Annotated in this window: 12 protein-coding genes; 7 read left to right on the top strand and 5 right to left on the bottom strand. The window is 46.9% G+C overall.

Annotation, left to right across the window (positions count from 1 at the left end; genetic code table 11):
- The first annotated feature begins 124 nt into the window (after positions 1-124).
- Both KI655_RS06015 and KI655_RS06010 read left to right on the top strand, forming a co-directional pair.
- Positions 125-1,060 carry a LysR family transcriptional regulator gene (locus KI655_RS06015; protein ID WP_285402686.1) on the top strand — a complete coding sequence of 312 codons (936 nt, stop codon included), beginning with the start codon at positions 125-127 and terminating at the stop codon, positions 1,058-1,060.
- Between the two features lie 124 nt (positions 1,061-1,184).
- The gene (locus tag KI655_RS06010) at positions 1,185-2,645 is read left to right on the top strand and encodes a glutathione synthase (RefSeq protein ID WP_285402684.1); all 1,461 of its coding nucleotides are present in this window, start codon (positions 1,185-1,187) and stop codon (positions 2,643-2,645) included.
- Between the two features lie 86 nt (positions 2,646-2,731).
- Here KI655_RS06010 and KI655_RS06005 read toward each other — a convergent pair whose 3' ends face one another.
- A complete protein-coding gene (locus tag KI655_RS06005; RefSeq protein WP_285402682.1) occupies positions 2,732-3,496 on the bottom strand; it encodes a helix-turn-helix domain-containing protein in 765 nt (254 codons plus the stop codon).
- A gap of 99 nt (positions 3,497-3,595) precedes the next feature.
- On the opposite strand from KI655_RS06005, the gene KI655_RS06000 reads away from it, so the two are divergent.
- From KI655_RS06000 to KI655_RS05990, 3 genes are all read left to right on the top strand, one after another.
- On the top strand, positions 3,596-4,738 hold the full coding sequence (locus KI655_RS06000) for a multidrug effflux MFS transporter (RefSeq protein WP_285402681.1): 1,143 nt from the start codon (positions 3,596-3,598) through the stop codon (positions 4,736-4,738).
- Positions 4,739-4,919: 181 nt separating this feature from the next.
- A complete protein-coding gene (locus KI655_RS05995; RefSeq protein ID WP_285402679.1) occupies positions 4,920-5,429 on the top strand; it encodes a TetR/AcrR family transcriptional regulator in 510 nt (169 codons plus the stop codon).
- 9 nt (positions 5,430-5,438) lie between these two features.
- The gene (locus KI655_RS05990) at positions 5,439-6,494 is read left to right on the top strand and encodes an alcohol dehydrogenase family protein (RefSeq protein WP_285402677.1); all 1,056 of its coding nucleotides are present in this window, start codon (positions 5,439-5,441) and stop codon (positions 6,492-6,494) included.
- A 97-nt stretch (positions 6,495-6,591) separates the two neighbouring features.
- Here the strand turns inward: KI655_RS05990 and KI655_RS05985 are convergent, their stop codons facing one another.
- Positions 6,592-7,671 carry an HDOD domain-containing protein gene (locus tag KI655_RS05985; protein ID WP_285402675.1) on the bottom strand — a complete coding sequence of 360 codons (1,080 nt, stop codon included), beginning with the start codon at positions 7,669-7,671 and terminating at the stop codon, positions 6,592-6,594.
- Positions 7,672-7,889: 218 nt separating this feature from the next.
- Here KI655_RS05985 and KI655_RS05980 point away from each other — a divergent pair, with 218 nt between their 5' ends.
- Entirely contained in the window at positions 7,890-8,204 is a 315-nt protein-coding gene (locus KI655_RS05980) for a hypothetical protein (protein WP_285402673.1), read from the top strand.
- 73 nt (positions 8,205-8,277) lie between these two features.
- On the opposite strand, the gene KI655_RS05975 is transcribed toward KI655_RS05980, so the two are convergent.
- The 3 genes from KI655_RS05975 to KI655_RS05965 form a co-directional block, all read right to left on the bottom strand.
- The gene (locus KI655_RS05975) at positions 8,278-8,766 is read right to left on the bottom strand and encodes a Fur family transcriptional regulator (RefSeq protein WP_285402671.1); all 489 of its coding nucleotides are present in this window, start codon (positions 8,764-8,766) and stop codon (positions 8,278-8,280) included.
- 273 nt (positions 8,767-9,039) lie between these two features.
- Positions 9,040-9,939 carry a homocysteine S-methyltransferase family protein gene (locus tag KI655_RS05970; protein WP_285402669.1) on the bottom strand — a complete coding sequence of 300 codons (900 nt, stop codon included), beginning with the start codon at positions 9,937-9,939 and terminating at the stop codon, positions 9,040-9,042.
- A gap of 219 nt (positions 9,940-10,158) precedes the next feature.
- A complete protein-coding gene (locus tag KI655_RS05965; RefSeq protein WP_285402667.1) occupies positions 10,159-10,971 on the bottom strand; it encodes an SDR family NAD(P)-dependent oxidoreductase in 813 nt (270 codons plus the stop codon).
- Between the two features lie 229 nt (positions 10,972-11,200).
- On the opposite strand from KI655_RS05965, the gene KI655_RS05960 reads away from it, so the two are divergent.
- A complete protein-coding gene (locus KI655_RS05960; protein WP_285402665.1) occupies positions 11,201-12,577 on the top strand; it encodes an MATE family efflux transporter in 1,377 nt (458 codons plus the stop codon).
- Positions 12,578-12,861 lie beyond the last annotated feature (284 nt).

Here is a 12,861-nt window from a genome sequence, read left to right as displayed (position 1 = left end):
AGTATTCCTTAGTTCTATTATTCTTGAGTAGTTAACTCATAGGTTATATGGGTCTAAATTACCAACTTCATGATATGATTGAAAGTGACATAAAATCATTTTTGATGTGAATCTGAGGAATATCATGGTTGATGTGAAGCGATTACTGAAATGCGATATGAATCTTTTGCTCTGCTTGCACGTTTTACTCGAAGAACGCAGTGTAAGCAAGACCGCACAGCGAATGTTTTTGAGCCAATCAGCGGTGAGCAAACAGCTGACAAAACTACGGACTCTGTTTGACGACCCGTTATTTGAACGTGAGTCGAAAGGTCTGTTTCCGACGCCGAAAGCACTCGAAATTGCGCCGAAGATCCACCAAATCTTGCTTCAAGTGGAACAGCTCACTGTTCCGGAAGACTTTGACCCACTCGGCAGTGAACGCATATTTAACATCGACTTGGTCGAAACGGCCTATACCGCCATCTATCCTAAGTTCATGCCTAATGCGCTCGCTCAGGCTCCGAACATTACCATCAATAGCACCACTTGGAATGGTGAAACTTACAAGCGCTTGTTAAAGCGTGAGGTGGATTTTGGTATTGGTATCTTTGAGCTGGACGAACGCGCCAGCACTCACGTCCACAGTATTCCTCCCGAACTCAATTACGCTGAGCTGATGCAAGACTATTCGGTTTGTCTTATGCGTCAAGACCACCCCGCGTTGATGGAAGATTGGAATCTTAAGACGTTTCTAAAATATCGACACATTCAGCTGGTGACAGGCGGTGTCGGGGATTGGTTATTGCTAGAAATACTGCAAGCGAAGCAGCTCAAGATCAATAAAGCGGCCAACGTTTCTGATATAACGAGCGCGGTGAAACTCTGTAAGCAGAGTGACCTCTTGATGTGTTATCCCTACAACTCAGTAAGGGACTATATTGAAAGCGGTGAGTTAGTGATGAAGCCGATTCCGATGGAACTGGTTCCGGGAGGACTTTTCTTGCTCTGGCATCGCTACTATGACTCAGAACCGAGCCACAAATGGCTTAGAGAGTTGATCATTGAACAGACCCAATAAGAGTCCATATTTTTGAGCCCGTTTGCACTTTAAACAAGGGACTTGAAAATATTATGACTATTTTTCGTCTTTTGAGAATAAGCGTCGTCTTAGCTAGGGCATTCCTAGTAAATAAAGAAACAATATGAAAACCAATACTCAATCGTTAGTTCCGCAACAGCTTTTACAAGAAGCGTGTGAGTGGGCGATCATGCACGGTGTCGCGTTTCGACAAACAGACAATACCGCGCGACACTGTCCATTTAGTATCGCACCGATGACCATGACACGAGACAGCTTTGAACACTTGAAACTCGTGGTTCCTTTGATCACCAAGTTGATCAACAAGGTGTCGGAAGACCATGATTTTCTGCAAGCCTCTTTAAGTGACATGGCCAAGGCGGATCCCTTTTTCGGACGTTTGATGGCTCTGCACCGACAAGCTCATGGTGATAAGACTCAACGATTGTTTCCTGCACGTAGACCATTGCTTTTGATGCGCACTGACTTTATGGATGACCGAGACCACGGTGCCAAAGTGGTGGAATTCAACGGCATTGCCGCTGGTATGGGCCCCTTTGGTCAAAAAGCGACAGAGTTGCATGCGTTTTTACAAAACCAATGGCCGCAACACTTCTCGTCGTGGTTAGAAGCGCCGTCGGCTGTTCCCGCTGAAAATAGAGGGTTGGAACAAATGGCGTTGGGGATTGCGAAAGCGGCGCAAAAGGTCAAACACCATTTTGGTGAGTCGGGAAAACCGACATTTTTGATGGTTGTGCAGAACAACGAAGACAACGTCTACGATCAACACTTATTGGAGTTAGAGCTTCAGAAATTGGGTGTGAGAACGGTGCGTCGCACGTTTGAGCAACTGAGTTGCCAACTCAGCAGTGGTCGTGGTCAGCGCTTAGAACTTAAAGACGTGGGTGGCGTTGATGTGGTTTATTTGAGGGCTGGGTACCAATACGCCGATTACTGGATTCCTGAACTCAATGAAGACGTATGTTGCCAAACGCTCAGTCAAACTCGCCTGTTTATAGAGCAACACTATGTGGCAATGAATGCCACCATCAGTCAACAACTGGCAACCAGTAAGACAATGCAAATGCTGTTGACCATGATGCCCGCCAGTGAATACCTGCGTTGGGGTTTAACTCTTGAAGAGGCGGAGTTGGTTCAGAGTGTGCTGGCGGATATGAAGCCCATCAATGAGGCGACAATTGAATGGTTCAACCAACTAGATAACAAGCATGACTGGGTGTTGAAAAATCAAGGTGAAGGTGGCGGTCACTGTGTGTTTGGTGAAGAGGTATCGCAAAAGCTGCAGCAATTACAGCCAAGTGAATACGATGCTTGGGCGTTGATGCAGAGGATCTATCCGCATGAGCGCGATGAGCCAACTCTGGCGATTCGAGATGCTCAGCCAACCTTGGTGAGCGACTTAGTGAGTGAAATCGGTCTGTTTAGTCTCTATTTTGAGGGTGAGCCGATGACGCAAATGAACGGTTATGCTGGCTATTTAATTCGCAGTAAACCCGCCAGCGAAAATGAAGGGGGCATTCATAGCGGACAAGGGATCCTTGATTCACTTATGTTGATTGATTAGCACTCAACCCTTTATTGCATCCTATCGAAAAGCCAGAGTCACTTTCACGACTCTGGCTTTTTTATACCCACATAAGCGGTGACGTCTTATCGGTTAAATGCCAAGGGTGTTTGGCCTGTCTGCTGCTTGAAAAAAGCGATGAAAGCGCTGTCGGACGAGAAGTCGAGTTGGTGCGCGACTTCTGCAACGGGCAGCAGTGTGGCAAGCAGCTCTATCGCTTTCATTAGTCGCCACTGCTGACGCCAGTCTTGATAGCTCATGCCGGTTTCTGCCTTAAAAATACGGCTCATGGTTTTGCTACTCGCCCCTGCTTGATCGGCAAGTTGGGTGAGGCTAGGTGGCAAAAAGTTCGGCTTTGTCATCTGCTGTTGAAAGCGTGTTAAGCGGCGATCTTGTGGCAGCGGCAGCATTAAAGAGTGGATCTGTGCGTTGTAAAACTCTTGCCAGAACAGCTCGGTCGCCTTAGTGGTTTGCTCTGGTTCTATATCCCATTCCCACAATGCCATTCGATTGATGAGCGCCTTGAGTAGCTCGTCTACATCGACCGTTGTAATCGCTTTTGGGCATTCAAATGCATTCACATCAAAGTAGATAGAGCGGTAGGCAACGACGTTTGTCATTTGAGCGCGATGCATCGTACCCGGCGGGATCCAAACCGCTTTTGTTGGAGGAAGAATACAGATCGCTTTCTCCAAGGTCAGCGTGATGCAGCCTTGCGGAGCGTATAGCAGTTGCCCCTTATTGTGTTGATGAATCCCGGAATCGTGCTGACCTAATTCTGCAGCAATGCCCACCACTTTGGCGTCAATGGCGTCCGCATCAAATCGGGTATCAGGAGTGATGATTGCCATTTGTCCCTTTTTTGATGTTTTTGGTTTTAATGTTGTTAATGGGTCGAGATTAGTTTGCCCTAAACTGCGCGTCAAGTTGATTGATACGGAGAAACAACCATGAAAACGAAACCATCATTATGGCAAATGGTGATGTTATTGATGTTTCCGCAGATTGCAGAAACCATTTATAGCCCGGCCTTGACCTCAATCTCTGACGCCTATTCGGTGAGTTACGCGCAAGCCGCTCAAACCCTTTCTATCTACTTTGGCGCATTTGCCTTAGGCGTAGTGGTGTGGGGCATACTCGCCGATTATTGGGGACGACGCCCAACCATGCTGCTTGGATTGCTGCTGTTTGTGGTTGCCGCATGCTTAGCCATAACCACTGAAAACTTCACTGTTCTGATGCTAGCTCGAGCGCTAAGTGCATTTGGGATTGCAGTGGGTTCAGTGGTCACACAGACAATGCTGAGGGACATCTTTACAGGCGAGGAGCTAGCAAAGGTATTCGCCTACATGGGGATTGGGATCTCGATTAGTCCTGTGATCGGTATGCTGCTGGGCAGCCAATTAAACGTGTTGGGTGGGCATCAATGGGTGTTCGTCGCACTGCTGACCATGGCGTTGATTGCGTTATTGCATAGCCTGTTCAAACTGCCAGAAACACAGCAATCTCAACCCTCAGTTAGATTGAAGCCGCTTGCACTAGCCATGTTCATAGATCGCCGAATCTGGCTATCTGCATTGCTAGTGAGTGCTTACAACGTAGCGCTGTTTTCTTACTATCAGTTGGGGGCTTTTACCTTTACTCAGATCGGACTGAGCAACGAACAGTACGGTTACAGTGGCGTGGTGCTTGGCCTTGGAACCTTAATCGGGAGCTATCTCAATAAAGCATTGTTGGCTCGTGGCAGAACCTCAACTCAACTGTTAAATCTGGCTGCACTGTTGCTGGTGGCGGGTGGTATTGGGGTTTGGTTGACACAGCAGCAGGTCGTTTTTCTGCTGCCGATGATGTTAGTGGTGATGTCGTTTGGGATCGCGATTCCTAATGTGTTGAGCAAAGCCTTGGTCGACTATCGAGCGCAAATTGGTAGCGCGGGTGCGTTGTTTGGTCTGCTCTACTACTTGTTGATTGGTGCGGGTTTGAGTCTTGTTGGTGTTGGACAGGATCTGGGTATGAGCTTAACTGTATGCGGGCTAATCGCCGTATTCGCGACCTATCTGCATCAAATGATGACAACGAGCTTGAAATCTTAAGTCTATGATTTTTGAAGGGTTATAAGGCAAGAGTAGGGACAAGCTAGGCCCTAGGTTGGCGAATGTAAATCAACAATGATTGACAAGGGTAGAATGATCGCTCTACCCTATAAGTAGAACAATCATTCTACCCTTGTGAGTGTTTATTTTTATTCCCTGTGAAACGTATTGAGACTGCTCTATGTTGAAAGAACAGATTGCCGCCGCCCTTGAGGTTGCATTTAGCCAACACGGTTTCGCTGAGCCTAGCGTCGCTCAGCTGAAAACCGCGTGTGGTGTTAGCTTAAGAACCCTGTACAAGCATTACCCTTCCAAAGAAGCAATGATTGTTGGGGCACTTGAACATCGTCACCAACGCTATTTGCACCTGCTACTTAATGAAGCGCCTCAGAGCCCGCAACAGGGTATCGAGCATGTGTTTTCACAGCTGCAAGCTTGGATGGAGGAGTATGCCCCTCATGGCTGCTTGTCGATGAATGCCATCGCGGCTTTTCCAGACAATGAACTGATCAATCAAGCCGTACTTGATCACAAACACGAAGTACGTGCCTTGCTAGGGCAGTTGAGCCAAAACGAAGCGCTATCAACCCCGTTATTTATCTTGCATGAAGGTGTGTCCAGTGCGTGGCCTGTGTTGGGCCAAGCTGCGGTCACCTCTGCAAAAAGTGCAGCTAAGATGCTGTTAAATTAAGGAATCATTATGAGTTTTGATGTACCAACAACGATGAAAGCCGTTGAGATGCTAGGTCACGGTGGAGAAGAAATGCTGCAATACCGAGAAGATGTCTCGGTGCCAACACCAGCTCCCAATGAGGTGCTGATTAAAGTGCTGGCGGCGGGTGTGAACAATACGGATATTAATACCCGTATCGGTTGGTACTCGAAAAGTGATGATTCTGACGATGCCAGTTGGTCTGGTGAGTCACTGAAGTTTCCTCGAATTCAGGGGGCGGATGTGTGCGGCATCATTGTGGCTGTCGGTGAGCAGGTTGATGCTTCTCGTATTGGTGAGCGTGTGATGATTGAGCCATGCTTGACCGAAGTGTATGGCCGAGAACTTCCACAGCCTTGGTACTTCGGATCTGAGTGTGATGGTGGTTTTGCTGAATACACTAAGGTGGCATCTAAGCACGCTTATGCCATTAATAGTGACTTATCAGATATCGAACTGGCGTCGTTTCCATGCTCTTACTCGACCGCTGAAAACATGCTAACCCGTTCCCAAGTTTCTAAAGGCGACCGCGTTCTGATTTCAGGTGCGTCGGGTGGCGTGGGTTCTGCTGCGATTCAATTGGCAAAAGCCCGCGGTGCTCATGTGATTGCGATTACTAGCCCAAGCAAAAATCAACAACTGCTTGAACTGGGTGCTGATGAGGTGATTGCTCGTGATGCAGACTTAGTGAAAGAGCTAGGTGAAAGCAGCGTTAACGTCGTCATCGATCTCGTCGCTGGTGATAAGTGGCCTGAATTTCTGGAAGTCTTAAAGCCACATGGTCGCTATGCCGTCTCTGGTGCGATTGGCGGTGCGATGGTTGAGTTAGATGTACGCACACTCTACTTAAAAGATCTGAGCTTCTTTGGCTGTACAGTACTGGAGCCTGAGGTGTTTCAGAACCTGATCCGTCGAATTGAAAAACAGCAGATCCAACCGATCGTGGCGCAGTCTTTCCCACTGGCCGAGATTCACCATGCGCAGCAAGAGTTTTTGAAGAAAAACCACGTCGGAAAAATCGTACTTGAAGTCGCGGATCGATAATACACTGATGTGCTGTTTCTAAGGGCGATATCGTCTTAGAGACAACAGAACATCAATGATGACAAAGACAACAAAGGGGCCCAATTGAGCCCCTTTTTTATGCTGATAATTTTTCTAGTGCTTGCGCTCTGATGACATCCACAATCGTGCGTGATTTTGGCTGCGTGAGTCGCTGTTCACAGCGTTTATCAAACGTGTCTAAGTCTATGATGTCTGATTGCAGCAGCGATTGCAGTTCGCTGATGTAGTTAGCCTCAAGTACCGCGGTCGCTAAAGGCGTGGCTGCAAATTTCTGAGATTCTTGGTAAGCGATGGACAACAGCACCGATTCCGGCAGTTCCCAGAATTTGGCAAGTGTGTAGGTCAGTTTGATGGAATAGCTGTTGATCAAACGCTTAAAAGCGGTCGAGTTAGGTGGCACGCTTGGATCGACATGACGGAACGCCTCTACCATCACTTGGAAGATAATCATCTTACCTAGGTTACGTATCAGCCCGACAAAATAAGCCGTCGATTCATCTTCGTCACTGCCACTGTCTTGGAGAAGATCTCGAGAGTAACAAGCGGTACGTAAGCTGTGATCCCAAATCTTTTCACCAAATTGGCGCCAGTAAATATTCAAGGTTGGAGAGAACTCCTTAAGGTAGGCGTTGATAACCCCCTCAATCAGACCTTGAGAACCCATATTCATGAAGGCGGTTTTTAGATCGGTCACCTCTTTTTCAGAGCGACGGTAGCGCGCACTGTTTGCCAGCTTAATCATGTCAGCGGCCATGCTTGGCTCTTTGTCGACCACGGTGAGCAGAGCATTAACATTAAAGTCGTCACTCTTAAGCTCGCCCATCAATGTGGTGATGGAGGCAGGCATAACAGGTAATTCATTCAACAACGCCTTAGGTGACAGCAACAGCTTTTCAATACGCGCAGCAACAAAGTCACTGAACGGATCCGACTCAGTATTGAGTCTCGATTCACCAAATAGGTAGTTAAGAAAGTCCGCATCGTGCGGGCTTAACGGTTTATCAGCTCTTAACGTGTGCTGAGGTGTTGGTGCTTGGTGAGTCTCTGATTGGGCAGATTGAGCGTGATTTACGGTGTTGTTATTTGATTCTGAAGAGGCTCTTGTTGGTTGCCCCTTTAAAGAAGGGAATAGTGCTTGCAACACTCTTTTAAACATTGCAGTGGGATCCTAAAACAAAGTCATGAGGCGGATATGCCAATGGCTTAATTATCTCACACGAAATGTATAAATTAAATCAATGAAACTTTCATGCATTACAAACCCTTACGCATGGTTACTTAATTGTTAATGACTGTGAGCTATAGTGCGCCCGAGTGTTAATAATTAAATAATCAATAACACGAAATTGGGATAATAATTAGAGAGAGATTGTCATGCTTGTCTTTACAACAGACTCATTAAAGCTGGTTTTAGATTTACTAAAGACTGCCGACTACACACAACACAACATCTATTTTAATGATGGACAGCACCAACATCAGCTGGTGGATTTTGAAATTCAGTGTGAAGACTTTGAATGCAACGGGATGTTCCAACGCATAGAAGTTCGTTACCGTATGAAGATGGCTGGCGGAGAAGCGGTTGAGTTCAGCTTCCACAATGGTCAACTGAGAATGGAACCGATGAAAGCGACCTCACCAAAACACGATATCGGCACCCCATCGAAGATTGCGGAATACAATTTCTAGCAAATCGTACTCGCATCACTTGTTAATTGAGCTGGGTTGAATCTTCCCAGCTTTTTTCCTGACAGTTTTTTTCTTAATCATTCCCACAGCAGGTCTTTTCTTCTTTTAGGCAGTCGTCACACACACAGTTTATCTCTAACTGTGGACTGATCACGGTAAAGCCTTCTTCTCTCGCATTTGATTGCAAATCCATGATCAGTTTAGGGTCGATGGTTTGCTCACTGATCTTGTCACATTTAGAACATATGAAGAATTGTGGGATGCCGTGTTCATGCTCACAAAGGATATGCGAGCAAGCAATGTACTTATTGGACACCTTGAGCTTGTGCGCCAAGTGCTCCTTCTCTAAGAATTCGAGAATACGGTAGACCGACATAGCCTGAATCGTCTTATCCAAATGATCTCGACAGTAGTCAACAATGTCATAGGCAGAGAGTGCTTTCCCTGATCCAATCAGTGCACGAAGTACGAGGCGTCTTGTTGCGGTTAGCTGCTTACCACGCGCTTTAAAGTTGTTTTCTACATGTTTGATCTGAGCTTCAGTATCGACAGGGTTTGTCATTAAAGATTTCCATTATGAGAACAGTACATATCCATAAGTTGTTATGTTATATCATAGCTTTTGAAGCGTCCTAAGAGCAAGTGAATGCGAATCAAAGCGTATGTTGTTTACCGTTACTGTTTAAAACAATGGCTGAATAGAGAGAGGATATTGATTTGATATCAATAAGCTACCGAGAAGGGACGGTCTATTTGGGATGATTAAGATGAAAAGATATCACCACCTTACAAGCAAACAGCAAGGCGGTGATTAATGATTTTATTGTTCAGTCGGCTACTCAGCCAGCGTTAACTTCCAATCGCTGAGCGCTTTAATGTGTTTAGGACCAATCCCGCAGCAGCCGCCGATTATAGTCGCACCCAGTTGATACCAACGTTTCGCATACTCCAAATAACCTTCAGGTGAGAGCTCTCGCATGCACTGCAGAGTGTCGTTCGCTTCGTGATCACTGCTTATCGGAGTAAAGTTGTTGGCGTATACCCCAATTTCGATGCTGCTCTCTAACTCGTCGAGTACCGTTTTAGCGTCGATGATCGCTTGTTCCATTACTTCTGGTACTGAACAATTAAATAGCACAGCAGCGGCATTGGATTGAACGGCCAGTTTGATTGCATCGGTCACGGCTTGTCCTGATCTCAGAGTGGCCGCTGATCCCGTTTCATCGCTGAGGCTGAAAGCGTAATAGCTTGGTTTGGAAGAGGCTTTAAGTACCTCGTGAATAGCGCGTAACTCTTCTAGGCTGCACAGCGTTTCGACCATCCATACATCCACATATGGCGCTTGGGCATCATGAAGTGTTTGAACAATAGGTTTTGCGTTCTCAGCGTCAAACAGATCCGGTCGGTAGCTGCCAAATGGAGGAGGGATAGCACCAGCCACCGTCACGGCGTGTTTTGAGTTACCAGCCACAGCTTGAGCAAGCTCGCCAGATAAAGCGGCAAGCTCAAAGCCCTGCTGTGAAAAGCGCTCTTCCCCTAAATGGAAGGGAACACACGCGTAGCTATTGGTGATGATTAGCTCAGCACCGGCGTCGATAAAGTGCTGATGGGCTTGCGTAACAAATTGTGGGGCTTCGATGAGCGCTTGGGCACTCCAAAGAGGCTGGGAAAAAGGCGCGCCAATCTCTTTGAGCTCCCTGCCCATACCACCGTCTAATATTGTGAGTCTGTTCATAGTCATGCTCATATCCGTGACAGAAATTCTTGCGACACCATATCAGACCCATTAAGGGAAGACTACGCCACTGTGGTATTCGAGGTGAACTTTTGTTTTGTCGTATTCAGGAGGCAATCGGCCATTTGGAAGTGATGATGAGCAGGAGAGCGGCACCTGTGGTACCGCTGATATTTGGTTTTTAGTTAGGTTAGTTAGGTGAGGTTCTGATTGAAGCCTTTAGTGGATCTTGGTCTCTAATATTCGATCCAGTGCCGCAACAAGTTTTTGATTCTTTCGGTCGTCGAGCGCATCGGCATGGGGTGGTTTGAATAGCCCTGAATCGTTGTCAAAGTACTGACCAGACACGTCAGCAAACTCTTCCGAGAGCGCGGCACGACACAAGATATCTGCACCAATCGCCAGATCATTGCCATCCAGTCCATAGGCTTCTTTCACCAATTTACTGCCTAAGAATGAAGCGGGGTTGACGGCAATCACTGAAGGTCCATGGCCTGCGAGCGATTGAGCCAATTCCATCGACCACATGTTCAATGCGAGTTTGCTCTGTGCATAAATGGTCCCGTGGATCTCACCCGTATTGGGGCTGGTGAGTGCATTAAGGTCGACCGAGGCTTGTGCTGCTGAAGATAGATTGATGATGCGCCCTGTGGCATCGAAAAGAGGAAGCAACAAACGTGTCAGTCGATAAGGAGAAATGGTATTGACCACGAAACGGGTATCAAGATTGTCTTTGGTGGTGACCTCTGGGACGTTGTAGACCCCAGCATTATTGATCAGAATATCGAGCCGACGGTGATTGCGTATCACCTGCTGAGCGAATTGCTCAACCTCGGACAGTACCGATAAATCAGCAAGATAGTGTTCTATTTTCGCCTGTTTTGATAGGCGACTTAAGCTTGCGGCAACGCGCTCTAATTTGATGCGGTTTCTACCGTGAATGAGTAGGTGGTGTCCCTGTTGAGCCAATACTCGTGCGGTCTCCAAGCCAATCCCATCGGTTGCACCTGTGATAAGAATTATTTTTTGCATTATTAACCCTTCAAAAAATAGCTGGAGGGATTTTTATAACAAAGATCACCTGCGCAAAGTTTTTGCCGGGTCACACGCTTACAGAGGAAAGTTGACTAAATTTTGCGCGGATCACGTTCGGTGCAGAGATTATATACAAAATGTTGAAACTCATTCAGCGTTGCTGACGCTTATCTTTTGCAATGTGCGCTCTATACTGCACCCTGAGAAACAGAATAGAGAGCCGACTATGCCAAGCCTGCCGTCCACTTTACGCACTGTGATTGAGAAAACCATGCCCTTAACGGTAGGGGTATTTGCGATCATGATGGTTCAGCTCGTGGACTCTATTTTCATTGGCATGCTTGGTGTTAATGAGCTTGCGGTGCACGGTATCACTTTGCCATTTCAGGCAGCGTTTACTGGAGTGCAAGTCGGGATTGGGGTTGCAGCTACCTCGATCATCTCGCAGGCGGTTGGTGCGAAAGACAGTCGTAAGGCGAGCTCAATGGCTACCTTATCGGTTGGCGCAGGTATGGTAGTGATTGCGTTAATCTGTTTTGCTCTGATTTTAGCGAGTGATTGGGTTTTCCACTCATTTATTTCCGGTGTCCCACAGCAGCAGTATCAGCGCTTACTAGCGGTGTTCAATCAATACTGGCCTGTGTGGCTGTTGAGCGCACTTACGGTGGCACTACTGTACTTAACCACTTGTATCTATCGTGCAAATGGTGACACCAAAACGACGGGTAGCATGTTCCTTGGTGCGAGTATCATTAACCTGATTCTCGACCCTATTCTGATTTTCTGGCTCGATATGGGTATTGTTGGCGCAGCGGTGGCTTCGAGTGTGGGCTACCTCTCTTGCTCTATCTACATGTTGATGAAAGTGCGTGGACGCGGCTGGTTTGGTGTGTCTGACGCAAGCATTCAGCAAATCAAACACGATGGCTCAGAGCTGGTTAAAACCGTGGTACCGACCACCATGAATCAAATTCTGCCGTCGGTGAGTGCTTTCTTTACTATGTGGTTGATTGCGCGCATGGGAACAAGTGAAATGGCATTTTGGAGCCTGTTATCGCGCGTTGAGAGCTTTGTGTTGGTGATGTCTTTGGCATTGACCATGTCGATCCCACCTATGATTGGTCGTTACCTTGGCGCGCAGCAACGTCATAAAATTCCGCAACTATTGAAAACATCAGCTCAGTTTCTACTGACTTTCCACATTGCAATTGCCGCACTGTTAGCGTTAGGCAGTGGTGTGTTAGCGTCTATGCTATCGGACGAGGTGACAATTCGTCACTGGTTTGAATTAAGTCTACTGTTTATCCCATTAAGTTTTGGCCCGTTGGGTTTGTGTATGCTCGTGGCATCGGTGTTCAATGCGCTCGGCCAACCGAAACAAGCGTTGAATGTGTCGTTCGCAAGGCTGTTTATTTTCTATATCCCTGCACTATGGGTAGGTGCATCGACGGGTGAGATGCTCTACGCTGTGGCTGCGGCTGCTTGTGCCAACGTGTTGGCGGGTGGCTTTGCTTGGATGCGCTTAAGTCGATACATAAAAGAGAAAATACAGCCTCAAACGCCTGAAGTGAGTTGTCAGGGTGCACTTAGCGCAGACAGCTAATACTACCGCTATGATGAATTTTACTCAGCCCCGGCAAATACGTCGGGGCTATTTCTATTTGTCGGCTTAAATCTCAACTGAGTTAAGGGGAGCGGCTTAACCAAGTTAAATGTGACAGGTTGAATATTTAAATCTTAATAATAAAGAGCAAAAGCAATTTATTCGTGAATGTATAGATTCTAGCTATAAAAATAGCGCAATGTTTTACAAAGCGGCGGTAATTCAGGGTCACATCACTTCATAAAAAAGAGTATGATCACCGCTCTTGGGTATGCCATACCTAT

Origin of the sequence: Vibrio sp. D404a (assembly GCF_030248535.1) — a bacterium.
In the GTDB taxonomy this organism is placed as follows: Bacteria; Pseudomonadota; Gammaproteobacteria; order Enterobacterales; family Vibrionaceae; genus Vibrio.
This window is presented reverse-complemented; position numbering and strand designations above follow the sequence as displayed.

Bases quoted from the DNA above. Each gene is read 5' to 3' on its own strand.
- KI655_RS06000 (WP_285402681.1), top strand. From the start codon at position 3,596: ATGAAAACGAAACCATCATTATGGCAAATGGTGATGTTATTGATGTTT.
- KI655_RS05970 (WP_285402669.1), bottom strand. From the start codon at position 9,939: ATGAACAGACTCACAATATTAGACGGTGGTATGGGCAGGGAGCTCAAA.
- KI655_RS06010 (WP_285402684.1), top strand. From the start codon at position 1,185: ATGAAAACCAATACTCAATCGTTAGTTCCGCAACAGCTTTTACAAGAA.
- KI655_RS05995 (WP_285402679.1), top strand. From the start codon at position 4,920: ATGTTGAAAGAACAGATTGCCGCCGCCCTTGAGGTTGCATTTAGCCAA.
- KI655_RS05985 (WP_285402675.1), bottom strand. From the start codon at position 7,671: ATGTTTAAAAGAGTGTTGCAAGCACTATTCCCTTCTTTAAAGGGGCAA.
- KI655_RS05980 (WP_285402673.1), top strand. From the start codon at position 7,890: ATGCTTGTCTTTACAACAGACTCATTAAAGCTGGTTTTAGATTTACTA.
- KI655_RS06015 (WP_285402686.1), top strand. From the start codon at position 125: ATGGTTGATGTGAAGCGATTACTGAAATGCGATATGAATCTTTTGCTC.
- KI655_RS06005 (WP_285402682.1), bottom strand. From the start codon at position 3,496: ATGGCAATCATCACTCCTGATACCCGATTTGATGCGGACGCCATTGAC.
- KI655_RS05975 (WP_285402671.1), bottom strand. From the start codon at position 8,766: ATGACAAACCCTGTCGATACTGAAGCTCAGATCAAACATGTAGAAAAC.
- KI655_RS05960 (WP_285402665.1), top strand. From the start codon at position 11,201: ATGCCAAGCCTGCCGTCCACTTTACGCACTGTGATTGAGAAAACCATG.
- KI655_RS05965 (WP_285402667.1), bottom strand. From the start codon at position 10,971: ATGCAAAAAATAATTCTTATCACAGGTGCAACCGATGGGATTGGCTTG.
- KI655_RS05990 (WP_285402677.1), top strand. From the start codon at position 5,439: ATGAGTTTTGATGTACCAACAACGATGAAAGCCGTTGAGATGCTAGGT.